Genomic DNA, 25186 nt, shown 5'->3' on the forward strand with positions numbered 1-25186 from the left:
ATATTATTGACTTAGTATTTCCAGTAGTCCGGCTATGTCAGAAGGAAGCTCAGCCGTGAATATAACTTCTTTTCGGGTAACAGGATGAAGTATCTCGGTTCTATAGGAATGAAGGGCTTGCCGGGAAATGAATAAATTTGTGTTATCTGAATACAAAGTGTCGCCATAGATAGGGAATCCCATTGCATGACAATGAACTCTTATCTGGTGTGTTCGTCCTGTCTCAAGATTAAAACCCAATAAGGCTGAATTGTGTAAAGGAAAACTATTCAAAACCTTATAATGTGTTATTGATGGTGCTCCTTCCTCAGAGATATGCCTTAGCATAATACTGCCGGGTTTTCTGGCTATAGGCAGATTTATAGTACCTTCACTTTTTTCGGGTATACCTTGTACAACTCCCAGATATTCCTTTTTAAACAAATTGGCATGCATTTGCTGGATGAGTGTCTCTTGGGTAAACTGATTTTTTGCAAAAATAATTATACCTGAAGTCTCTCTGTCAAGTCGGCTGACAGGACGTACTTTTTTGATTACACCTTTCTGTTTCAGGTAATAGACTATTCCGTTGGCTATGGTATTATCCGGATGGTAACTTGTTGGATGGACCACGATTCCGGGCTGCTTGTTGAGAACCAGCATACATTCATCTTCGTATATAATATTAAGAGGTATGTCTTGGGGCTCTATATTTTCACATTCCTCCTCAAGATCAAGTATTACTTTAAGCTTGTCCTCTTCCTTTACAACATAATTGACTCTTTCAGGATGTTCGTTTACATAAATCTTCTGCTGCAATTTTAGTTTCTTTATAAGTCTTTCAGAAAGCTGAAGTCCGTTTTTCAAAACGTATTTAAGAGTTTTTCCGGCTTCATTCTCACTGACTGTCCTCTCTAATAACATTAAAATCCTCCTGACAATAATAACAACAATAAAGGTATATAGTATATTCTGCTTGATATATTGTACTATAAATGGAATTTGATACGCAAAAGTTTTATAATTAACTTGATAAACCAAATCAAAGTAGATAAAATCAAGTATATATAAACTACGAAAGAGGAATTTTACCAATGGATTTACAAACAAAGGAATTTTTAAAGCAGAATTTTGAAATAGATGACAAGATTATTGAATTGGCTGAACAAGCTGAAAAAGATGCACAAGAAGTATTTGCACGAATTGACGGTACAAAGCAGCTGAATCAGATGAAGGTAATTAAGGCAATGCAGGAAAATAAACTAAGCGATTCACATTTTAACGGAACAACCGGCTACGGCTATGACGACAGGGGAAGGGAAGTTCTGGACAGTGTTTATGCAAATATATTTCAAACTGAGGACGCTCTAGTACGTCATCAGATTGTATCGGGTACCCAGGCACTGGCACTTTGCCTTTTTGGAAATCTAAGGCCCGGGGATGAACTGGTAGCTGTAACAGGTAAACCCTATGACACTCTGGAAGAAGTAATCGGAATAAGAGGAGAAAACTGCGGTTCTCTGAAAGAGTTTGGAGTCACGTACAGACAGGTGGATTTGAAGGATGGAAAACCTGATTTGGACAAAATAAAAGCAACTGTGTCCCAAAAAACCAAGATGGCTATGATTCAGCGTTCAAGAGGCTATTCATGGAGAGATGCACTGTCTGTTGAGAATATTAAAAATGTAATAGATGCAGTTAAAGAAGTTAACAGTAACATAATTGTAATGGTTGATAACTGTTACGGGGAGTTTGTTGAGGTTTTAGAGCCTACACAGGTGGGAGCGGACATAATAGCAGGTTCTCTGATAAAGAATCCCGGGGGAGGACTTGCACTGACCGGAGGCTATATAGCCGGAAAGAAACACCTTGTGGAGCAGGCTGCCTACAGGCTTACATCCCCGGGTCTTGGCAAAGAAGTGGGTGCTTCTCTGGGAAACAACAGGCTTATGTTCCAAGGCTTATTTATGGCACCTCATGTAGTGGCTGAAAGCTTAAAGGGTGCTGTGTTTTGTGCCGCTCTTATGGAGCGGGCAGGATTTGAGACAATGCCTTCAGTAAAGTCACACAGAAGTGATATAATACAATCAGTAAAATTCAATAATAAAGAAAGCCTTATTGCATTTTGTCAAGGCATACAGAAGGGGTCTCCTGTAGACTCTTATGTTACCCCACAACCGTGGGATATGCCGGGATATGATTCACCGGTTATTATGGCAGCAGGAGCATTTGTACAGGGCTCGTCTATTGAACTCAGTGCAGATGCACCTATAAAAGAACCTTATGTGGCTTACATGCAGGGTGGTCTTGTATATGAACATGTAAAGCTGGGTAATATTATTGCTTTGCAAAAACTGTTTCATCAGGGGATGATAAGGTAAAAGAAGTATGAAGCATACTAAAGAAAAGGTAATAGATGGAGGGAAGCAAATGGGGAGTGTAGTCAAAATCAAGGGCATTAAAATAGGCACACTGATTCTGGGAATCTTTCTACTAATATATCTGCCATCATTGCTTTACATAACATTTGGTAATACTATTGAAAAAGATATACTAAAGAACGGTAAAATAGAAGTAGTTCAAAATGTTGATGGTATTTTGGTAAGAAATGAAAAAGTTATAAATTCTCCGGATGATGGCAATTGTGTTATGGATGCTGTGGAGGGTGAAAAGGTTCCTGCTTTTTACAGGATAGCTACTATAGTCAAAAATGTACCAGTTTCAACTTACGAGGAGCTCAAAAAAAAGGAAATGCAAATCAGCAGTGCTCAAAAAGCCCAAAAAGAAAACTTAGGAGTTTTCTCCAGTGATATAGCTAAACTTGACTCCGAAATAATTGAAAAGGTGAAGAATTTAGGGCAGCAGTCAATAAGAGGAAGCCTTGTTGAAAGCTATGATACTTTGTCTGATATTGACAGTGTTGTTTACAGAAAGTCCGATATATTCGGTGATAACAGTAAATCCGGGAAATATATAAACAGACTAATCAGTGAAAAGGCAGAAATTGAAAGCAGACTAAATAATAATGTTAAAGAGGTAAGAGCCGGTTCGGCGGGATTGATATCCTTTGCCATAGATGGTTATGAATCACTTCTGACTCCGGGTTATATACAAAAGGCTGCTCCTCAGGACTTAGAAAACATAACCGTAAAAAATACAAACAGGGACTTTAATGTTGTTGATGTAAAAAAAGGTGAACCTATTGCAAAGCTGGTAAAAGATTTGGACAATTACATGGTTACTGTAGTGGATGAGAAAGCAGCAAAGGAGTTAAAAGCAGATAAACCTGTAACTCTGAGAATTAATGATATTGGTTACAGTATGGATGCAGTAATCAATTACAGTTCGGATGCTATTAACGGAAAAAAAATTGTTTCGTTTAAATTTGATACGGGTCTGGATGAAACTATAGGTATGCGCAGGATAAATGTTGACGTAGTATTATCCAGCTATAGTGGTTTAAAGGTTCCTCGCAGCTGCCTTCAAAATATAAATACTACAAAAAAAACTGCCAAAATATGTTTATTAAACGGGAATACAGCTACCTTTAAAGAGGTAAAATTAGTTGGGATGAATGAAGATGCAGCAATAATTGATAAGCCCGATGGGGATTCAATAGTAGCACTTTACAAAACGTATATTCTAAATCCCAAAAACATACAGGAGGGACAGATAATTGATTGATGAAACTATAAAACAAAATCTGGACGACATATACACCAGAATAAAAGCCGCGGCAGAAAAAAGCGGAAGAAAGGCAGAAGACATAAAGCTTATTGCAGTTACTAAAACCGTTGAGGTTGATAGAATAAGAAATGTCAGTGAATACGGAGTTCCTGACTTCGGTGAAAACAGGGTACAGGAGCTTTTGGAAAAGTACGACAAATTTGATGAAGCAACTAAATGGCATTTGATTGGGCATCTCCAAACAAATAAAGTAAAATATATTATTGATAAAGTCCATATGATACATTCCGTAGACAGTTTTGAACTTGCAAAGGAGATTGACAACCGGGCGGGTAAGACAGGCAAAAAAATGAACATACTTTTACAGGTAAACGTTTCAGGTGAAGAAACGAAATTTGGAATCAGACCAGAAGAAGTTAATGAATATGTGGAATACATTTCCCGGTTAAAGAATTTATTATTAAGGGGAATGATGACTATAGCCCCATTTGCGGATAATACCCAGGAAATAAGACCTATATTTAAGAATCTTTACGACATTTTTATTGACATAAAGAATAAAAGAATAGATAATGTTAGTATGGATTATCTTTCCATGGGTATGAGCAATGATTTTGAGGTTGCCATTGAAGAAGGTGCAAATATCGTCAGAATCGGAACAGGTATTTTTGGAAAGCGTAACTATCCTCAAAAGTAGTATAAATGAACAATAGACAAAAAATATATTTACTAAAGACTCAGGGGGTATTTGGAAATGTCAAAACTTCTTAACAAGGTGTTTAATTTTGTAGGCTGGGAAGCTGTTGATGAGGATGAAGATGAATTTGCTGAACAGGAATTGAGTGCAAAGGAAGAAGTAAAAGAAGAACCTATACAGACACACTTCTTAAATGGTGCAAAAAAGCAGCAGTCAGGTAAGGTTGTAAATATTCATACCGGAAATCAATTTAAAATGATTGTAGCTCAGCCGAATACTTTTGATGATGCACAAGATATTTGCGATCACTTAAAGAGCAAAAAACCTGTAGTTATAAATCTTGAGGGCATTGAAAAGCAAGATGCTCAGAGAATAATTGATTTTTTAAGCGGTTCGGTATATGCGCTTGATGGCAGTATTCAAAAAGTTTCATGTGATATCTTTGTTATAGCTCCAAATAATGTAGATGTTAGTGGCGATTTAAAGGATGAACTAAGAAACAAGACCGTTTTTCCATGGGCTAAATAGTTTTGTCTCTTACATTGGAGGAGTAATTTAGATGGATTCAGTTTATAGAGCTATAAATGGCGTGTTGTTTGCCTTTGAGATGATTTTGGTAGCCAGAGCAGTTCTGTCGTGGTTTCCGGTTTCAAGGAATAACAGATTTGTAGATTTGCTTTATGCTATTACCGAACCGGTACTTTCACCGATACGTAATATGCTTAGCAAATCAAGTATATTTAATAATTCCATGCTGTCTATGATGGATTTTTCTCCAATTGTTGCATTTCTGCTTATAGAAGTAATCAGAAATGTGTTATTCAGTATTTTTAAAATATTTTTATATTAGGAATTTATGGATAAAAACGAATTATTAAAGATGGTTTCAAAACTAGAGGATAGGGTGCTTGTTTCACGTTTATTGGACAAGGTTGAACAGTGCCGTTATTCCTCTTTTGTATATTCAGATTTTCTTTCTCCTTATGAAGCTTCTGTTGTCAAAAAGGTTTTGGACAGGGTTAAGGATGCTTTTTACAAGTTAACAGGCGGTTATGAAGGAGCAGAGCGGGCTATAACTGTAATAAGCAGTGATTTTATAGAAGAAGATATTCCTTACAGTACTCCCATAAGCTTATTGAGAATAACACCTGTTATTGATAATAAGCTGTCTCATAGGGACTATCTTGGCTCATTAATCGGTTTGGGAATCAAGAGAGAAAAAATCGGAGATATACTTGTTAATGAAACATTTGCTGATGTTTTTGTTATTGATAAAATAGCGGAATATATATTATACAATTTGGACAAAATTGGTAATGTAAAAGTGCAATGTGAATTGTGCGATATATATCAATTTACTCCGCCCCAAAAGAAGGAGCGGAGCATAAATACCACGGTAGCTTCTCTTCGTGCCGATTCAGTTGCATCCAGCGGATTTGGTTTGTCCAGAACCAAGGTAATGGAGTATTTTAAAGCGCAAAGAGTAAATGTAAACTGGGAAGTGGTTCAAAGTCCTTCCAAAATGTTGGATGAGGGAGACGTAATATCAATACGGGGAATGGGAAGAATTGTTCTGGAAAAGGTTTTGGGAAACACCAGAAAGGATAGAATCAGCATTGTTATAAAACGTTTCGAATAATATGATAACTCTAGAAAGGGTGACCGTTTATGAATTATACGCCGAATGATCTTGATAATATAAAATTTAAGAAAAATTTTATGGGATATAATGAAGATCAGGTTAACGAGGTTTTAGATAGTGTAATACAGGATTATGAGCTTTACATAAAAGAAAATATAGAGCTTAAAGATAGAATTTCAGTGTTAAATGAAGGTATTCAGCATTACAAAAACATTGAGGAATCTCTGCAAAATACACTGATAGTAGCACAGCAAACCGGTGAAGAAATTAAGAAAAATTCTTATGAAAAGGCAGAAAACATTACTAAAGAGGCTGAATTAAAGGCTCAGAGGATAATTAATGATGCCAATCAGGAGGTTATCAAGATTCGTTTCGAATATGAAGAAATGAAGAAAAGACTTCACCTTTTCAAAACCAAGTCGGAAACACTTTTATTGTCTCAGTTGGAGTTGCTGAAACAATTGTTTAACACAGATAATGATATAGAATAAAAAATACAGTTTTAAAACTTTTAGCCCTTAGAAACAAGGTAATAAACTTGTTTCCGAGGGTTTTGTGTGTTAATGGAATAATTATAGAAAATATGATATAATTACAAACATATTTTCAAGTAGATTCTATCATTTAATAATAACTGTGGGGTGTTATTTTTTGCAGGTCAAAAAAGTAAAAAAGAAGAAAAAATATAAACGAGTTGAAAGTGGTTTTTCAAAATATAAAAACGAAATTATGGGCCTTATTTTATTTGCCTTTGGAGTACTGGCTTTTTTTAGTTTTATATTTACAAAATCCATGGGGGTTTTCGGAAGAGCCATAACAAATGTTATGCTGGGTTTTCTGGGAGTAGCAGCATATGTGGTTCCTATTGTACTCATAACATATGGTGTGGCTATGATTTTTAAAATGGATAGTCATAATTTCAGACGCAGACTAATATATTTTGGAGTGCTTTTGGTATTGCTAGCTGCTTTTATTCAGGTATCCATATTCAATTACGAAGAGTATTCAGGCAGAAATTTATTTTACAGTATCTCAAAATTTTATGAAGACGGGAAAGCTTTGTCCGGCGGAGGTGTACTGGGAGGGCTTTTGAGTCTGCCGTTTTTAATGACATTTCAGGTTTTAGGAACTGTCATAATTCTTACAACAATATCAATTATTGATGTAATATTGCTGACTAATGTATCAATGGCGGCTTTCCTGAAAAACGTTTCACTATACTTTTCCAATAAAATGAAGTCCGTCAATGAAAACAGAAAGCTAAGAAAGCAGGAGAGACTGGAAGCTCAGGAAGAGTCTGAAAATGAAACGGAAGCTGATGAAATTGATGAGGAAAAGCCTAATAAGAAGCATAAAATAATTAACTTTAAAATAGAACGTGAGAACCGTGGCAAATCAGCTGAAAAACTTGAGCAAGCACCTGAAAACAATGAGTCAGAGGTTGAAGCCGCAGGGGAGGATTCGGAGGAATTCACTGTCAGCCTTACAGGGTTTAATGAGGTTGCAGATGAGTTGGTAATATCTGATATAAAGGATGCGGGATTATGTCCTGACACCAGTTCACCTGATGACTTGGGCAACCGGAATACCACAGATGAGAATACAGAAAGTCAAGTAGGCTCGCCTACGGAAAAAGATACACAGAAGGGTTCAGCCGATGAAAATAATCAGGAGGAACTGGTTATACCTCAGACAGAGATAAAGAAGCCTATGATTTATAATTATCCTTCAACGGATTTACTGGATTCCAATAAAGACGATATCAATGTTAAGGCACTAAAAAATGTTGCACTTGAAGGTGCCAAGAAATTAGAGGATACATTAAAGAGCTTTGGGGTAGATGCCCGTGTTATTAATATCAGCCGAGGGCCTGCTGTAACCAGATATGAAATACAGCCGAGTCCCGGAGTAAAAGTAAGCAAAATAGTAAATTTGTCCGATGATATAGCACTTAACCTTGCAGCTGCAGGTGTGAGAATTGAAGCTCCAATTCCCGGGAAAGCCGCCGTGGGCATAGAAGTACCAAACAAGGAAATGTCCGCCGTGCTTTTAAAGGAAATTATTGAATCAAGAGAGTTTTCAAATCATTCCTCAAAACTTGCTTTTTCAGTGGGAAAAGACATTTCAGGAGAAACGATTGTTGCGGATATCGGTAAAATGCCTCATATGCTGGTCGCCGGTGCTACGGGCTCGGGAAAGAGTGTATGTATAAACAGCTTAATTATGAGTATTTTATTCAAGGCATCCCCGGAGGAAGTTAAGCTTCTGATGGTTGACCCGAAAGTAGTTGAGCTTGGAATTTATAATGGTATTCCTCATTTGCTTATACCTGTAGTTACAGACCCGAAGAAGGCTGCCGGAGCGCTTAACTGGGCTGTACAGGAAATGGTAAACAGGTACAAGCTGTTTGCCGACAAGGGAGTAAGAGATTTAAAGGGATATAATGCAATGTTAACTGCAAACAATGAGCAGGGCATATTGCCTCATGTTGTAATTATAGTAGACGAACTTGCGGACCTTATGATGGTTGCTCCAAATGATGTTGAGGATGCAATATGCCGTCTCGCACAGATGGCAAGAGCAGCCGGAATGCACTTGGTAATTGCAACACAAAGGCCTTCTGTAGACGTAATTACCGGTGTTATAAAGGCAAATATTCCTTCCAGAATTTCTTTTGCCGTTTCGTCACAGGTGGACTCAAGAACTATACTTGATATGAGCGGAGCAGAAAAACTTCTTGGAAAGGGAGATATGTTGTTTTATCCGGTTGGAGAACCAAAGCCTCTGAGAGTAAAGGGATCATTTGTATCTGATACGGAGGTTGAGAGAGTAGTAGAATTTATTAAGACACAGGGTTATACTTCATATGACGAAGATATAATTGAAAAAATAAATGATCAGGCTACGGGAAAAGATGATAACCCGGGAGATAACGATGAACTTCTGAATCAGGCTATAGAAATGGTAGTTGACGCAGGACAAGCATCAGTTTCATTGGTTCAGAGGAAGTTTAAAGTTGGTTATTCAAGAGCCGCAAGAATAATAGACCAAATGGAAGCGCGAAATATAGTTGGCAGGTTTGAGGGCAGCAAACCCAGACAGGTGTTAATCTCCAAACAGCAGTGGATGGAAATGCAAATGAACCAGAATGACAAGCAAAAGGCAAACCAGTAATGTTATATAAAATTTAATACCAATAATAAAAATGTATGAATACTTAAAAGGATTCATACATTTTATTGTCAGCAGATTATTTCCCGTCAGGTATAAATATTTGCCCTTTATCATAACTATTTTATAAATATACACTTAATAGTGGACTAGCTAAAGAAAATTTATAAAATACGTGGGGGTATAAAAATGTTTATATTAACTTCATTTAATGCTTGTTTAATGGTTTTGCTTCTTTGTTATGTATTTTACAGACTTATAAAGGCTAAAAAGGCTGTAATGCTTGTTTCATTTACTATTCAGCTTTGTGCCTTAACGATAGTAGTTCTATCTCTTGCAAATGATGTGAAAATCAGTAATAGTATAGAGCTTTTTTATATTGTATTTGGAATAATAATTCCGGCATGTTTTATTATATGGGATTACAGGTTGATATTAAATAGTCGCAGAGTAGCAGAAGGACATGCGGACTATATAACAGTTAAAAATGAAATAATACCGCAGGATGAAAACAGTTTGCCGGAAGCCTCCTGCATGGGCACTTCTGAGATAAGTCAAAGAGTGATGGATGTATTGGAAAATGAAGATTTTGTTGATGACACTATCACTGAAATAAATTTACTAAAAGATGATTTGTTTTTCGGAATTAAGAAGAAGCTAATTAAAGCCGAGAACAGATATAGTCAGGGAAATTTTGATTTTGCATACGACATATATAAAGGTATGCTGGACATTACACAAACTACAGGGAATCTGTATTTTAACTATGGAAATGTATGTTTTAAAAAAGGAATGTACAAAGAGGCAATTTCTTGCTATAGAAAAGTACTTGAGTTGGATAGGCTATTCGAAAAAAAACATTTAATTTATGTAAACCTTGGTATAACATACTTCAATATGGAAAAAACAGAACTTGCATTGGATAATTTCTTCAAGGCTCTGGAAATAAATCCTGAATGTTCCACTGCAAAGGAAGGCATCGGCAGAATTTATACAACGACAGGGAGGGAAGCAGATGCAATCATGTACTATGAAGATTTGCTGAAAAATGATAACAGTAATTATGAACTCTCCTTATCACTGGGTAAACTCTTAGTTGAGCTGGGATATATTGATGAGGCGAAAGTTCGTTTTGAGACCTGTATTAAGCACAAACCCGGACAGGCAGAAGCATATATCCTGCTTGGAAAGTTATTTATGACGGTAGGGCAGTATTCCGAAGCTACTAAGGTTTTTAAAACCTATATAACAACTAATAATGCTGATTATATTGGACATTATAACCTTGCAGAATGTTATTTCCAAAATAAAGAGTACAAAAATGCAATTACTGAATATATGCAGACCATAAATTATAACCCTAATAGTCACGAAAGTTTATACAAACTGGGTTTAATATATGATGAGACGGAGGAACCTGAAAAAGCTATAGATTGCTTCAGAGCTGTAATTCAAATAAAACGGGATTTTATAGACGCATATAACAACCTTGGAATAGTTTTGGCAAAAAGTCAAAGACATGTTGAAGCTCTTGCCTCATACACGGAGGGAATTAAACAAAGCCCTGATAATTTCAGACTTTATTTTAACATGGGCGTTGTACTGTTTGAGTTAAAACGATATGAGGACTCTTCGGATGCCTTTGCAAGAGCTGTTGAGTTGAATCCGGCTGACAGGGATGTTTATTACTACCTGGGTGCTTCATTAACCGAATTAAAGCAGTACGATGAAGCAATCAAAGCATATGGAAGAGCTCTTGATGACAGGATGCAGGAAGGCGAGTTGTATTATAATATAGCTGCAGTTTATGCATTAATGAAAAAGCAGGATATTGCATTGGATAACCTAAAGAAGGCAGTAAGCAAGGATTCAGACATAAAACGGGAAATTACCCGGAACAGCGTATTTGATTACATGAGGACAAATTCTGATTTTATAGAACTGGTTTCTTAATTATTGTTTACTATAACCTTATTTGTGTTAAAATAACATAGAAAATATTAAATATCAAATAAGGTGGTACTGACATATACAACCGTTAGTACAAGGTGAATAAATGAGTTTTTTACCCATAAGTTTTGAAGATATGAATGAAAAAGGCTGGGATCAGCTTGACTTTCTATATATAAGCGGAGATGCCTACGTGGATCATCCCAGTTTCGGACATGCAATAATAACCAGAGTCTTGGAAAGTGAGGGCTTCAAGGTTGGAATAATAGCCCAGCCCAACTGGAAAAACAGCGAGGATTTCAAGAAATTAGGAAGACCAAAGTACGGCGTACTTATATCCTCAGGTGTTATAGATTCAATGGTAAACCACTATACCACCAGTAAAAAGAAAAGATCCTCTGATTTGTATTCTCCGGGAGGAAAAGCCGGATACAGACCTGACAGAGCTGTTATAGTCTATGCAAATAAGATAAAAGAGATATTTAAGGATACTCCCGTTATAATAGGAGGACTTGAAGCAAGTCTCAGGAGATTTGCACATTATGACTATTGGGATGATAAAGTAAGGAGATCAATTCTTGTAGATTCCAAAGCCGATCTTCTGGTATATGGAATGGGTGAAAAGCCTATAACTGAGATAGCCAAATTGCTGAAAAAAGACGTTCCTGTCCATAGTATAAAGAATTTACGAGGCAGTGCTTACCTTGCAAGATACGAAGAACTTCCCGCCGAAATAAGAGAGGCAATTGATTCAAATGGGAATAAGAAAGTAGCTGTATTGCCAGCATTTGAAGCAGTACAGGAAAGTAAAAAAGTATATGCAGAAGCTTTCAAAATTCAGTATAACGAGCAGGATGCAATAAACGGAAGAACCTTGGTACAACCCCACGGTGACAGATATCTGGTTCAGAATCCTCCTATAATGCCTTTATCAACTGCCGAATTAGACAGGGTTTATGCCCTTCCATACGAAAGGACATACCATCCGGTTTACGAAAAGTACGGAGGGATTCCTGCAATTAACGAGGTGGAGTTCAGCATAACAAGTCACAGAGGCTGCTATGGAGGCTGTTCTTTTTGTGCACTGAATTTTCATCAGGGTAGGGTAATTCAAAAAAGAAGTCAGGCATCAATATTAAATGAGGCAAAGAAACTAACCTGGACACAGGGCTTTAAAGGATATATACACGACGTGGGAGGTCCTACAGCCAACTTCAGGAATGTTGCCTGCGAAAAACAGGTTAAAAACGGCGTCTGCAAAGAGAAACAATGCCTGCATCCTGAACCTTGTAAAAACCTCATAGTAGATCATTCTGAGTATCTGGAACTATTACGTAAACTCAGGACACTTCCTGACGTTAAGAAAGTATTTATCCGCTCAGGAATACGTTATGACTATCTGATGCTTGACAAAAATGACGACTTTTTTACTGAATTATGCGAGCATCACGTCAGCGGACAGCTTAAAGTTGCTCCGGAACATGTAGTGGACAGAGTTCTTGATAAAATGGGAAAGCCAAAAAGACAGCTATACGACCGATTTGTAAAGAAATTTTATGAAATAAACGAAAAAATTCATATGGAACAATATCTTGTTCCATATTTAATTTCCAGCCATCCGGGCAGTGATTTGAATGCTGCCGTAGAATTGGCTGAATATTTGAAACAGCAGGGATATATGCCTGAACAGGTTCAGGATTTTTATCCGACACCGGGAACACTTTCAACCTGTATGTTCTATACAGGCTATGATGCAAGAAATATGAAGAAGGTATATGTGCCGAAAACACCCAAAGAAAAAGCCATGCAAAGGGCACTGTTACAATATCGTAAAAAAGAAAATTATCATCTTGTAATAGAGGCGTTAAAGGAAGCACATAGGGAAGACCTCATCGGATTTGGCCCAAATTGTCTTGTAAAACCATTAAGAGGGAAACAATATGGGAATACACCCAATAAGGAAAAAACAGCGGTGGAAGGCGGCAAGGGAAGAACTAAAAGAGGGGAAAATAAGACAAGTAATACAAAAGGCGGGAAATCCACAAAGCAAACATTTAGGGAAAATAGTAACAAAAATAGAAAACAAAGTAGCAAGACAGCCTATTCAAATGCTAAATCAAAATCGGGTGACATGAAAAATTTGACAAGAAAAAAACGATAAAATAAAATGTAATAGTTACAAAAAATACTCAGGAAAAAGGAAAGGAAGAAACCATGTCTGCCAAAGTTTTGAATGGAACTGAGCTTGCGGCAAAAGTTAAGTCTGAGCTAAAAGCAAAAATAGACGAATTGAAGTCAAAGGGTATAAATCCCGGACTTGCAGTTATTATTGTAGGCGATGACCCTGCGTCAAGGGTATATGTAAACCACAAAAAGAACGATTGTGCTGAAATCGGTATTAAATCATTTGAATACGCACTTCCTGCAAGTACTAAAGAAGAAGAATTACTTGGCTTAATAGAAACCTTGAATAATGATGCTGCTGTAAATGGTATACTTGTCCAGTTGCCGATACCAAAGCACATAAATGAAGATAAGGTTATTGCAGCCATAAGCCCCGACAAGGATGCTGATTGTTTCCATCCTATGAATGTTGGAAAGCTCATGATTGGAAAGCCTGAATTTCTTCCATGCACTCCCGCCGGAGTTGTGGAATTGCTGGAAGAAAATGATATAGAAATATCGGGAAAAAACTGTGTTGTAGTTGGCAGAAGCAATATAGTAGGAAAGCCACAGGCGATTTTGCTTCTTGCAAAAAATGCAACCGTAACCATATGCCACTCAAAAACTGCCAATATTCAGGAAGTATGCAGAAGCGCAGATATTTTGGTAGTTGCTATTGGGAAATCAGAGTTTATCAAACCGGAATATGTAAAACCCGGCGCTATTGTTATTGATGTAGGCGTATCAAGAGGAGCAGACGGGAAATTAGTAGGGGATGTACAGTTTGCAGAGGTTTCGGAAATAGCATCTGCCATAACGAAGGTAACAGGTGGAGTTGGGCCTATGACCAGAGCTATGTTGATGAAAAATACCTACAAGGCGGCATTGTTGCAAAACAGTCTGTAATTTCCTTGGTCAATAATTACAAAAACAAAGGAATAGCCTTTGTATTTTTCATTCTTGACATAAAAATTAAATAAGTTTACAATTAAATTGATTATGGAATAAGAGCCAGTTCGTATTGTAGAGTTATATTTAATTGATTATTAAGCTATTTAGGCTAATATATATATGCAGGTTTGTTTTATTAATGTTAGAAAAGCTTCAACTGGGATTATTGTAAAAATTCTGGTATTATGCGTAGTTTAAATGACATATTTAGTAAAACGTCTCATATGTTTGAGTATTATACATTATTTGTATCAGTCATAGCCATATACCGCTTAGTTATTATTATATTGTGCTATTCTACAGTACATAGGCCTTTATAGGTTCATTTCTGCTTTTATTCCAATATTATTATGGTTATTGCGAATTATGAAATTTGAGCTTTGAAAACTGAATAAGGAGGAGGTGTTTAAGATAATAATTAACATTTTAATTGGATTGGCCTGCGGATTAATTATTGCAGTTATTGCTTCTAAAATATTTTATGATAGAGGATTTGAGGCCAGAAAAAAGCAGGCAGAAGCCCAAATAGGCAGTGCCGAGCAAGAGGCCCAAAGAATTGTTGGAGAAGCTTTTAAACAAGGCGAGAATAAGAAGAGGGAAGCACTTCTTGAGGCTAAGGAAGAAATTCATAAAAGCAGAGTAGAACTTGACAGAGATATCAAGGATAGACGAAATGAGTTTATGAGGCAGGAAAGAAGGCTCGTTCAGAAGGAAGAAACACTCGACAAGAAAGTAGAAGCACTTGAACAGAAAGATGAAGCTTTAAATAAAAAGCTGAAGGATATTGAAGTTTTACAAGAGCAATCCCAAGAGCTTGTTAAAAAGCAAACTGAGGAACTCGAAAGAATTGCCGGATTATCTGTAGAAGATGCTAAGGAATACTTGCTTCGTAACATTGAAAACGAAGTAAAACATGAGGCTGCGGCACTTATAAAGGAAATTGAGTCTAACGCCAAACAGGAAGCAGATCGTAAGGCAAAGGATATATTGGCAACTGCAATACAGAAGTGTGCTGCTGATCATGTATCTGAAGCTACTGTTTCTGTAGTACCTTTACCTAATGATGAGATGAAGGGAAGAATTATCGGTCGTGAGGGTAGAAATATAAGGACTCTTGAGACCTTAACAGGAATTGATTTGATTATTGATGATACACCGGAAGCTGTAATATTGTCTGGATTTGATCCTATACGCAGAGAGGTTGCCAGATTAACTCTTGAAAAGCTTATTCTTGATGGAAGAATTCATCCTGCAAGAATCGAAGAGATGGTTGAAAAGGCTAAAAAAGAGGTTGACAACACTATTCGTCAAGAAGGTGACAATGCAGCATTTGAGACAGGCGTGCACGGCTTGCATCCGGAACTTGTAAGACTTTTGGGTAAACTTAAGTTCAGAACAAGTTACGGGCAGAATGTACTTAACCATTCCATAGAGGTATCTCACCTTGCAGGTATAATGGCTGCTGAACTTGGTGTTGATGTTCAACTTGCTAAAAGAGCAGGTTTGCTTCATGACATCGGAAAGGCTATTGACCATGAGGTGGAAGGTTCCCATGTTACTATCGGTGCTGATGTAGCTAAGAAGTACAAGGAAAGTGCTGACGTGGTAAATGCCATTCTTTCTCACCACGGCGATGTAGAGGCAACAAATGTTGTTTCAGTACTTGTACAGGCTGCGGATTCTATTTCAGCTGCAAGACCGGGTGCTAGAAGGGAAACACTGGAATCCTACATCAAGCGTCTTGAGAAGCTTGAAGAGATTGCAAACTCCTTTGAGGGAGTTGAAAAGTGTTTTGCAATTCAGGCAGGAAGAGAAATAAGAATTATGGTTAAGCCTGATGTTGTAAATGACGCAGATATAGTTCTGAAGGCAAGAGAAATAGTCAAGAAGATTGAAGATGAGCTTGAATATCCCGGACAGATTAAAGTTACTCTGTTAAGGGAAACTAGAGCTATTGAATATGCAAAATAATTAATTAAAATAAAATAAAAAAGCGTGGATTCCACGCTTTTTTATTTTTAGCATGTATCTATTAAGTGTTACTTTTTATTGATATATGTATTATAATTGTTATAGATTATGGCATTACGTACTTAAAAATAAATGTCTGTACATAATAATAATAGCTTAATTAAATTTTGGAGGCAAAGAATTGAAGATACTTTTTATTGGTGATATTTTTGGAAACCCGGGAAGAAAGGCTGTAAAAGAATTTGTACCACAGCTGAAAAGGGAACTGGGAATTGATTTTTGTATTGCCAACGGCGAAAATGCAGCTGCAGGAAGCGGCATAACCTATTTAATTGCTCAGGAACTTTACAAGTCAGGTGTTGACTGTATTACGCTTGGAAACCATACTTGGTCAAAGAAGGAAATCCTGAATTTTATAGACTCTGATGAAAATATTATCAGGCCGGCAAACTTACCCGGAAATGTGCCGGGTAAAGGATATACCATATTGAAATCTAATGGTAAAGAACTGGCTGTATTAAATATTATGGGCAGGGTATATATGGATAGCATTGACTGTCCGTTTCAGGTTGCTGACAGAGAATTACAGGAAATAAAAACTAAAACAAAGGCGGTTTTTGTAGACATGCATGCGGAAGCTACATCTGAAAAATGTGCTCTTGCATGGTATCTTGACGGAAGAATATGCTGTCTGGCAGGAACGCACACACATGTCCAAACTGCAGATGAGAGGATTTTGCCATGTGGTACTGCACTGATTTCTGACGTTGGAATGACAGGGCCGTATGATGGAGTAATTGGTGTAGACAAGGAATTGATAATTGAAAGATTTATAACCAGAATGCCTCAGAAATTCGATGTTGCTAAGGGAAGAGTGCAATTTTGTGCTGTTCACTTAGAAGTTGATGAAAAAACAGGAAAATGTATTAGCATTGAGCGTATATTTAAAGTAGCAGATTCCTTTGATGGAAAATAGTGGGGGCATGAATGATAGAAAGCAATGAAAAAATTACTTTGATACAAAAGAATGATTTAAAATATGTTCAGTTTCAAAACCTTAAGCAGTATGAGCACATACTTACACACTGCTTTACTACAAGACTCGGCGGTGTAAGTCAGGGGCCATTTTCTTCTTTGAACCTTAGCTTTAACAGGAATGACGTAAGAGAAAATGTTTGTGAAAACTATAGGCGGCTGGCAGATGCAATTGGAGTTGATTATGATAAAATTGTTCTGTCAAACCAGATACACGACAATAAAATTAAAATAGTTAGTACAGCAGATGCCGGGAAAGGTTTGACTGCAGAAAGCGATATTGTTGGTTTTGACGGGCTTTCAACAAATCAGCCGGGGATTCCTTTGGTAACTTTTTATGCTGATTGCGTACCTGTACTATTTCTCGATCCGGTAAAAAAGGCTATAACAGCAGTTCACTCCGGTTGGAAAAGTACGGTAAAAAATATATCATACGAAGCATTAGTGCTTATGAAAAATACCTACAACAGCAAATATGAAGATATTATTGTGGCAATAGGGCCATCCATATGTATGAATTGCTTTGAAGTGGGTAAGGAAGTATATGACAGCTTTAAGGAGAAATTCCACTGGTGTGATATATATACGGAATACAGAAACGGAAAGTACTACATGGATTTACAAAGAATCATAAAGCATGTTTTGCTAAAGACAGGTGTTCCGGAGAAGAATATTCTCATAAGTGATGTTTGTACGAAATGCAATACTGACCTTTTTTTCTCCTATAGGGGGGATAAAGGGAAAACGGGTGGTTTGGCAGCTGTTATGATGCTTAAATAAAATAAATATGTATTTGATAAGATTATTTGTTGGAGAAAAACAATGACAAAATCCTTGAGACTTATTTCTTTACTGATAATTACAGGGCTGGTGCTTTCAGCATGTACTGTTAATCTTGATAGAAAATCTGCAAATCCCATTGAGGATATTTATGAAGGAAAATATGACGTCTTGGACAAAGGCCCTGAAAAAGGCGGTTCAGTACGTTTGTTCAGTACACCTGTAGATACACTTAATCCAATTGTGACAAAAAACCAGTATGTTCAGGATTTTTTGGGTTTGGTGTTTGAGGGACTTTATAAATTAGATGAGAAACAGCAACCTGTGCCTGTTTTAGCTCAAAGTGCAGTAACCTCGGCTGATGGGCTAAAAATAACAATACCTTTAAGAAATGGAGTTAAGTGGCACGATGGCGCTTCCCTTCAAGCCGGAGATGTTGTGTTTTCAGTAAATAGTATATTGGATGCCAAGAACAACAGTGTGTATGCAGCGGGTTTACAAAATATTGCATCTGTGGCAGCAGGTAATAATAATACGGTTATAGTTAATTTAAAAAAACCTGATGGGCTGACGTTATACAACCTGACTTTTCCAATTATACCGGCACATCCAAAGAAAAATTCTGTAGCTGTGGGTACCGGGCCTTATGCTTTTGTATCCTATAATGCTAAAACAGAGGTGAAGCTAAAAGCCAACGATAATTGGTGGAAAAAAGGTGACTCAAAACTTACGATTCCATATATCCAATCTGTGGAAGTCAAGATATCCCAGAATACCGGAAATGCAACTAATGCTTTTCAGTCCAGAGATGTTGATATTGTAACGGCTGATTACACTGAGTTCAAAAAATATATTGGCCGGACGGATATTTCTCTTAAACGTTACCCCGGTAAAAACTATGAATATCTGTCACTGAATATTGCAAAAGGGCCAATGGCAAATAAGACTTTGAGGAGTGCCATAGCAGGTTTTATCGATAAGAAAAAGCTTATCGATGCGGCCGCATATGGCGTAGCTGTTCCTGCTGAATTACCCGTTTCTCCCAACTCATGGATAAACCGACTGGTAAATAGTGAGCAGTATTCAGATGCAAATAAGGCAAAACAGTTTATGACACAAAACGGATATGTTCTCTCACAGAATAAATATGTAAGTAAGAACAACAGTAAAGCATTTGTATTAAAGCTAATTGTAAATCAGGAAAATTTATTAAGAGTAAATACTGCTAATGCAATAGCCTCTCAATTGGGTAAGAATGGAATAACTGTACAGGTTGAAAAGCTTACTTGGGAGAATATACAGGGTAGAATAAAATCCGGTGCATATGATATGGCGTTACTGGGGTATAGAATTTCAACAAAACCGGATTTATCTTTTGTTTACTCTTCGGAAAACATAAAGACCGGGCTTAATACTGCAAAATACAGCAATCCTGCGGTTGACGGGTATCTTCAACAGATTTTGATTCAACCCGATGTTGAAAAACAGAAAGGTATATATACTAATCTCATAAAAACTGTTTTGGATGAAAGGCCATACATAGGCTTGTATTTTATTAATGAGGGTGTAATGTGCAGTAAAAATATAAAAGGGGCTGTAAATCCTAATACTTGGAGCAGCTATAATGATTTTTCACGGTGGTATGTTCCGCAATAATTATATATTTTGAAGAAATGGATGGAGGACTAATATGCTTTGGGCGTTAATTATTATAGTAGGCTTCGCAATGGACAGACTAACAAAAGTTTGGGTGCTGGATAAAATTGTAGGCAATCCCATAACGGTTATAAAAGACTTTTTTTACTTAAGGCATCTTGAAAATCAAGGGGCTGCTTTCAGTATTTTGCAGGGTAAAACTATTTTTCTTGTTTTAATGGTATCCATAGTATCTTTGGCAATGTTATACTTTCTCGTAAAGCATAAGCATAAGTTTTTACGTCTTTCTTTGTCACTTATTCTTGGAGGTGCCTTGGGAAATCTGTACGACAGGATTTTCAGCAACGGAAGCGTGGTAGATTTTTTGGAGTTTCATTTTGGCTCCTACGTTTTTCCTACTTTTAATGTTGCAGATATATTAGTTGTAGTTGGAACAATTCTTCTTGCCATATATATATTGTTCCTGTACAAGGAAGAAAAGCCTGAAGCTGCTAAACAAGAACAGGTTCAGGATGAAACAAAATAATCAAATCATACATGTTCACGGAGGTTGCTTTGAAAGAATTTATTTTAGAATGTGATACAGATGGAGTAAGAATTGATTCATGGCTTGCGGGAAATCTTGAAGATTATTCAAGATCCTATATTCAGAAGCTCTGTTTGGATGGGAATATATGGGTAAATGAAGTGCAAGCAAAGTCAAATTATAAGGTAAAGCCCGGTGACAATATAAAAGTGAGTGTTCCCGACGCCGAAATTCTTGACGTAGAGCCGGAAGATATTCCTCTTGATATTGTATATGAGGACAAGCATATAATAGTTATAAATAAGCCAAAGGGAATGGTTGTGCACCCTGCTGTGGGAAACTACTCGGGAACCTTAGTTAATGCCTTAATGAAACACTGCGGAGATAGTTTGTCCGACATAAACGGTGTTATAAGACCCGGAATTGTCCATAGAATTGACAAGGATACATCCGGGCTGCTTGTGGTTGCCAAGAGTAACATTGCTCATGAAAGGCTTTCTGAGAAGCTTAAAACCCATGATATAAAAAGGGAATATATTGCACTTGTTGACGGTATCATATATGAAAACAGCGGAAAGATTGATGCACCTATCGGAAGGCATCCCGTTGAACGAAAGAAGATGAGTGTTAATACTCAAAACGGAAGGAATGCTATTACTCATTTCAAGGTACTGGAGAGGTTCCCAAGTGCCACTTATGTTCAATTGAAACTTGAAACAGGAAGAACCCATCAGATAAGAGTTCATATGTCCTATATAAATCACCCAATAATCGGTGATATGGTTTATGGCAGAAGAAAGCAAAAGTTTAAAACAAAGGGGCAGGTGCTTCATGCATGGAGACTTTCGTTCCAACATCCTGTAACAGGTGAAGATATGAAGTTTGAAACTGCTGTGCCGGAATATTTTCAAAGTATTTTAAGTCAATTGAGAGAAAATCTATAGACAATTAGTTATTGTTATGGTATTATTTCATGTAAAAAGAGAGTTACCTTTAAATTAGTCCAGAGAGGCTATAAGGTGAGATATTAAAATATACTTGCATTTATGTATAATCATCGAAAGTATGGTTGTATTTGTATATGTTAAGCTTCTTGCCTAAGGCAGGAAGCTTTTTTAGTACACAGACAAAATTGGCGAATCAATTGCATGTAAAAGTTTATATTAAAATATATGCTGTAAAAATGAGAGGAGACGACCTTATGGGACATACCGAGTTAATGGATGAAAGCGCAATAGCAAGAGCTATAACAAGAATTTCCCACGAGATTATTGAAAAAAATAAGGGAGTGGATAATCTGGTACTGATTGGAATTCAGAGAAGAGGAGTTCCTCTTGCAGCCAGAATAGCAAATAAAATAAAAGATGTTGAAGGCAGGGAAATTCCGGTAGGCATTCTGGACATTACACTATATCGTGATGATCTTAGCCTCTTAAATGAGCATCCCGTTATAAACGGTACAGAAATAAACTTTGATATTGCAGGAAAGAAACTTGTTCTTGTGGATGATGTAATCTATACGGGAAGAACCGTAAGAGCAGCCATAGATGCTCTGATGGACATTAACAGACCTCAGATGATTCAGCTTGCGGTGCTTATTGACAGAGGACACAGAGAACTTCCCATAAGAGCCGACTATGTAGGAAAGAACGTACCTACATCAAGAAGTGAGATAGTACACGTTAATCTCTTTGAAATTGACGGTTTAAATAATGTTACTATAACGGGTAAGGAATAGGAGAAAAAGAAATATGAACTTGAAATCCAAAGATTTACTGGGACTGAGGGATATTTCGGCAGAAGAAATAGAGTATATTCTGAATACCGCTAAAACAATGAAATGTATTGTTACATCAAACAACAAAAAAACAGCACATCTTCAGGGAAAATCAATCATTACACTGTTTTATGAAAACAGTACAAGAACAAGACTTTCATTTGAACTGGCTTCAAAATATATGGGGGCCAGCGCCGCAAATATATCCGCATCCAGCAGCAGCGTACAGAAGGGCGAAACTTTAATAGACACAGGAAAAACAATTGACGCTATGGGTTCGGACATTATAATAATGAGGCATCCCATGTCCGGAGCACCTCATCTTTTGGCTAAAAACGTAAAATCCTCAATAATAAATGCCGGAGACGGTATGAATGAACATCCCACACAGGCTTTGCTTGACATGTTTACGATTCAGGAGAAAAAGGGTACATTAAAAGGCCTGAAGGTGGCAATTATAGGAGATGTACTCCACAGCAGAGTTGCCAGAAGCAATATATGGGGGCTGACAAAAATGGGTGCTGAGGTTAATGTATCCGGTCCCGCTACGCTGATGCCACCTGAGATTGAAAAAATGGGTGTGAATGTTTTCAGTACTGTTCAAGAAGCAATGCTTGATGCTGATGTGGTCATGGGCCTGAGAATCCAGTTGGAGCGTCAAAAGAAGGGCTTGTTCCCCACAATAAGAGAATACGCAAGGTTTTTCGGAGTTGACGATAAGAGGTTAAAGCTTGCCAAGGAGGATGCAATAGTGCTGCATCCAGGCCCTGTAAACAGAGGAGTCGAGCTTTCTACCTCAGTTACTGACGGACAACAGTCTTGTATAAACGAACAGGTAACTAATGGAGTTGCAGTGAGAATGGCGCTGCTGTATCTTTTAACAAGGAGGGGAACCGCAAATGAAGTTACTGATTAAAGACGGAAACATTATGGACGTAAAAACCGGTTTAGACAGTGTTCAAGACATATTGATAGTGGATGGAATTATACATGATATAGGAAGCGAAATAGATGAAGCCGGTTGTGAAGTAATTGACGCAAAGGGCTTGCAGGTAATACCGGGTCTGGTAGATGCCCATTGTCACCTGAGAGACCCCGGATATGAGTATAAGGAAGATATTGAGACAGGAACAAGAAGTGCGGCTAAAGGCGGTTTTACCTCAGTTGCATGTATGCCTAATACCAATCCGGTACTGGACAATGAAGCAATGGTAAAGTATGTAATAAATAAGGCGAAAATCGACGGTATTGTAAATGTATTTCCTATTGGAGCTTTGTCAAAAGGTCTAAAGGGAGAGGAACTAAGTGAAATCGGGGAGCTCAAATTTGCAGGTGCGGTTGCACTCTCAGATGACGGCAGACCTGTAGGTAACTCCTCATTAATGAAAAAGGCAATGCAATACGCCTCAATGTTTGATATAACAATTATTTCACACTGTGAAGACCTTGACCTTGTAGACGAAGGGCTCATGAATGAAGGCTTCCAGTCATCAATTCTCGGGCTGAAAGGCAATCCTGCCCCCGCTGAAGAAGTAATGATTGCAAGAGATTTGATACTTGCAGAATATACAAAGGCAACAATACACATAGCTCATGTAAGTACGGAGTTGGGAGTTGACTTAATCAGAAATGCCAAAAAAAGAGGTGTAAGAGTTACTGCTGAAACATGTCCCCATTATTTTACACTCACTGATAGTGCATGTGAAGGTTTTAACACAAATGCAAAGGTAAATCCTCCATTAAGGACGCAAAAGGACGTTGATGCAATAATTCAGGGCTTAAAGGACGGCACTATAGATATTATTTCAACAGACCATGCACCCCATCATATAGATGAGAAAAATGTAGAATTCAAAAATGCTGCAAATGGAATGGTCGGTTTTGAAACAGCATTTCCACTGGCAATTACTTATCTGGTCAAACCCGGACATCTTACTCTCAAAGAACTTGTATATAAAATGAGTTTTAATCCGTCACAAATGCTGGGTCTTAACAAAGGTACCATTGAAGTCGGAAAACTGGCTGATTTAATGATATTTGATATAGATGAACAATATAAGGTGGATATCACCAATTTCGAATCAAAAGGCAAAAATTCACCCTTTAACGGGTTTTCATTATACGGTCAGCCTCAGTATACCATTGTAGGCGGAAGCCCTGTGGTCAGAAAAAAGGTACTGTTGTAAAATTATTATGCATTGGGTAATAATTTTAATATTGCCCGGAAATGGAGATAAAAATGTTTATTGACAGACTTATTGAGAGTATCCAAGAAAAGAATAATCCAACGGTTGTAGGATTGGATCCCAAAATTGAATATGTTCCGGCATTTATTAAAGAGAGAGCCTTTAAAGAGTATGGCAAGAATTTAAAGGGAGCTTCTGAAGCTATTATAGCCTTTAATAAAATGCTAATTGATTCAATATACGATGAGGTTCCGGCAGTTAAACCCCAGCTTGCTTACTATGAAATGTATGGGATAGAGGGATTAATTGCTTTCGATGAAACCTGCAAATATGCAAAAAGCAAGGGTTTGATTGTTATTGCAGACGGAAAGAGAAATGATATTGGCACAACTGCAGAGGCTTATTCAAAGAGTTTTTTGGGTGAAACGGAAATAGACGATGGAGTAACGCAAAAGGCTTTCGATGTGGATGCCCTTACAGTTAGCCCATATCTGGGAATTGATGGTATTAAGCCTTTTATTCAGGACTGCACCAATTTTGACAAGGGAATATTCATTCTTGTAAAGACATCCAATAAGTCCTCAGGGCAGTTACAAGACCTTGTAACTGAACAATGCAAAAGTATTTATGAAGTTATGGCAGGATATGTACATGAATGGGGAAAACCCCTCACCGGGAAATATGGCTACAGTAGTGTTGGAGCCGTGGTGGGAGCGACATATCCAAATCAGGCCAAATTGCTAAGGTCAATTATGAAAAATGCATATATTCTGGTTCCGGGCTACGGAGCGCAGGGGGGAACAGCGAGAGATTGTGCAAATTCCTTCAACAGAGACGGATTAGGTGCAATAGTGAATGCATCCAGAAGTGTAATGTGTGCATATAAATCGGAAACATGGAAGAATGAATATACAGAAGAGAAGTTTGCAGAAGCCGCAAGGGCAGAAGTTCTGAGAATGAAGGAAGATTTGAATGCTGCACTTGGCAGATAATTAATAAGACACAGAGGTGAAAA

22 protein-coding genes are annotated in these 25186 nt (G+C 37.4%); 21 read left to right on the forward strand and 1 reads right to left on the reverse strand.

What is annotated here, in order from left to right; genetic code table 11:
* Positions 1-3: 3 nt before the first annotated feature.
* Entirely contained in the window at positions 4-903 is a 900-nt protein-coding gene (locus P0092_RS09700) for an RluA family pseudouridine synthase (RefSeq protein ID WP_004620238.1), read from the reverse strand.
* Positions 904-1073: 170 nt separating this feature from the next.
* Between P0092_RS09700 and P0092_RS09705 the strand changes: the two genes are divergently transcribed.
* The 21 genes from P0092_RS09705 (at position 1074) to pyrF (ending at position 25163) form a co-directional block, all read left to right on the forward strand.
* Positions 1074-2360 carry a methionine gamma-lyase family protein gene (locus tag P0092_RS09705; RefSeq protein ID WP_004620239.1) on the forward strand — a complete coding sequence of 429 codons (1287 nt, stop codon included), beginning with the start codon at positions 1074-1076 and terminating at the stop codon, positions 2358-2360.
* Between the two features lie 49 nt (positions 2361-2409).
* Complete coding sequence (locus tag P0092_RS09710) at positions 2410-3663, forward strand: biotin/lipoyl attachment domain-containing protein (protein ID WP_004620241.1); 1254 nt, start codon at positions 2410-2412, stop codon at positions 3661-3663.
* Positions 3656-4363, forward strand: coding sequence for a YggS family pyridoxal phosphate-dependent enzyme (locus P0092_RS09715; protein ID WP_004620243.1), 708 nt, complete (start codon positions 3656-3658; stop codon positions 4361-4363). Before P0092_RS09710 ends, P0092_RS09715 begins: the two co-directional genes overlap by 8 nt.
* 57 nt (positions 4364-4420) lie before the next feature.
* Positions 4421-4891, forward strand: coding sequence for a cell division protein SepF (locus P0092_RS09720; RefSeq protein ID WP_004620244.1), 471 nt, complete (start codon positions 4421-4423; stop codon positions 4889-4891).
* Between the two features lie 31 nt (positions 4892-4922).
* Positions 4923-5213, forward strand: coding sequence for a YggT family protein (locus tag P0092_RS09725; protein ID WP_004620246.1), 291 nt, complete (start codon positions 4923-4925; stop codon positions 5211-5213).
* Positions 5214-5219: 6 nt separating this feature from the next.
* Positions 5220-6002 carry a YlmH family RNA-binding protein gene (locus P0092_RS09730; RefSeq protein WP_004620249.1) on the forward strand — a complete coding sequence of 261 codons (783 nt, stop codon included), beginning with the start codon at positions 5220-5222 and terminating at the stop codon, positions 6000-6002.
* Positions 6003-6031: 29 nt separating this feature from the next.
* Positions 6032-6496, forward strand: a complete 465-nt coding sequence (locus tag P0092_RS09735) for a DivIVA domain-containing protein (protein ID WP_004620250.1) — start codon at positions 6032-6034, stop codon at positions 6494-6496.
* Between the two features lie 145 nt (positions 6497-6641).
* Positions 6642-9179, forward strand: coding sequence for an FtsK/SpoIIIE family DNA translocase (locus tag P0092_RS09740; RefSeq protein ID WP_004620253.1), 2538 nt, complete (start codon positions 6642-6644; stop codon positions 9177-9179).
* Between the two features lie 186 nt (positions 9180-9365).
* Positions 9366-11129 (forward strand): tetratricopeptide repeat protein, encoded by a 1764-nt coding sequence (locus P0092_RS09745; RefSeq protein ID WP_004620254.1) that lies wholly within the window; start codon positions 9366-9368, stop codon positions 11127-11129.
* A gap of 103 nt (positions 11130-11232) precedes the next feature.
* Positions 11233-13287 carry a YgiQ family radical SAM protein gene (locus P0092_RS09750; protein ID WP_004620256.1) on the forward strand — a complete coding sequence of 685 codons (2055 nt, stop codon included), beginning with the start codon at positions 11233-11235 and terminating at the stop codon, positions 13285-13287.
* A gap of 53 nt (positions 13288-13340) precedes the next feature.
* A complete protein-coding gene (folD, locus tag P0092_RS09755; protein WP_004620258.1) occupies positions 13341-14195 on the forward strand; it encodes a bifunctional methylenetetrahydrofolate dehydrogenase/methenyltetrahydrofolate cyclohydrolase FolD in 855 nt (284 codons plus the stop codon).
* Positions 14196-14642: 447 nt separating this feature from the next.
* Entirely contained in the window at positions 14643-16211 is a 1569-nt protein-coding gene (gene rny, locus P0092_RS09760; protein ID WP_004620259.1) for a ribonuclease Y, read from the forward strand.
* Between the two features lie 181 nt (positions 16212-16392).
* Entirely contained in the window at positions 16393-17187 is a 795-nt protein-coding gene (locus tag P0092_RS09765) for a TIGR00282 family metallophosphoesterase (RefSeq protein ID WP_004620261.1), read from the forward strand.
* An 11-nt stretch (positions 17188-17198) separates the two neighbouring features.
* Positions 17199-18026: a peptidoglycan editing factor PgeF gene (gene pgeF / locus P0092_RS09770; RefSeq protein ID WP_004620264.1), complete on the forward strand. Its 828-nt coding sequence runs from the start codon at positions 17199-17201 to the stop codon at positions 18024-18026.
* A 42-nt stretch (positions 18027-18068) separates the two neighbouring features.
* Positions 18069-19682, forward strand: a complete 1614-nt coding sequence (locus tag P0092_RS09775; RefSeq protein ID WP_004620266.1) for a peptide ABC transporter substrate-binding protein — start codon at positions 18069-18071, stop codon at positions 19680-19682.
* Between the two features lie 34 nt (positions 19683-19716).
* Positions 19717-20208 (forward strand): signal peptidase II, encoded by a 492-nt coding sequence (gene lspA / locus P0092_RS09780; protein WP_004620268.1) that lies wholly within the window; start codon positions 19717-19719, stop codon positions 20206-20208.
* Positions 20209-20237: 29 nt separating this feature from the next.
* Positions 20238-21152: an RluA family pseudouridine synthase gene (locus P0092_RS09785; protein ID WP_004620270.1), complete on the forward strand. Its 915-nt coding sequence runs from the start codon at positions 20238-20240 to the stop codon at positions 21150-21152.
* A gap of 257 nt (positions 21153-21409) precedes the next feature.
* Positions 21410-21946 (forward strand): bifunctional pyr operon transcriptional regulator/uracil phosphoribosyltransferase PyrR, encoded by a 537-nt coding sequence (gene pyrR, locus P0092_RS09790; RefSeq protein ID WP_004620272.1) that lies wholly within the window; start codon positions 21410-21412, stop codon positions 21944-21946.
* A 13-nt stretch (positions 21947-21959) separates the two neighbouring features.
* Positions 21960-22901 (forward strand): aspartate carbamoyltransferase catalytic subunit, encoded by a 942-nt coding sequence (locus tag P0092_RS09795; protein ID WP_004620274.1) that lies wholly within the window; start codon positions 21960-21962, stop codon positions 22899-22901.
* Entirely contained in the window at positions 22885-24171 is a 1287-nt protein-coding gene (locus tag P0092_RS09800; protein WP_004620276.1) for a dihydroorotase, read from the forward strand. The genes P0092_RS09795 and P0092_RS09800 overlap by 17 nt, the downstream gene beginning before the upstream one ends.
* 53 nt (positions 24172-24224) lie before the next feature.
* The gene (gene pyrF, locus P0092_RS09805; protein ID WP_004620278.1) at positions 24225-25163 is read left to right on the forward strand and encodes an orotidine-5'-phosphate decarboxylase; all 939 of its coding nucleotides are present in this window, start codon (positions 24225-24227) and stop codon (positions 25161-25163) included.
* The last annotated feature ends 23 nt before the right edge of the window (positions 25164-25186 follow it).

Source organism: Ruminiclostridium papyrosolvens DSM 2782 (assembly GCF_029318685.1).
GTDB lineage: Bacteria > Bacillota > Clostridia > Acetivibrionales > DSM-1351 > Ruminiclostridium > Ruminiclostridium papyrosolvens.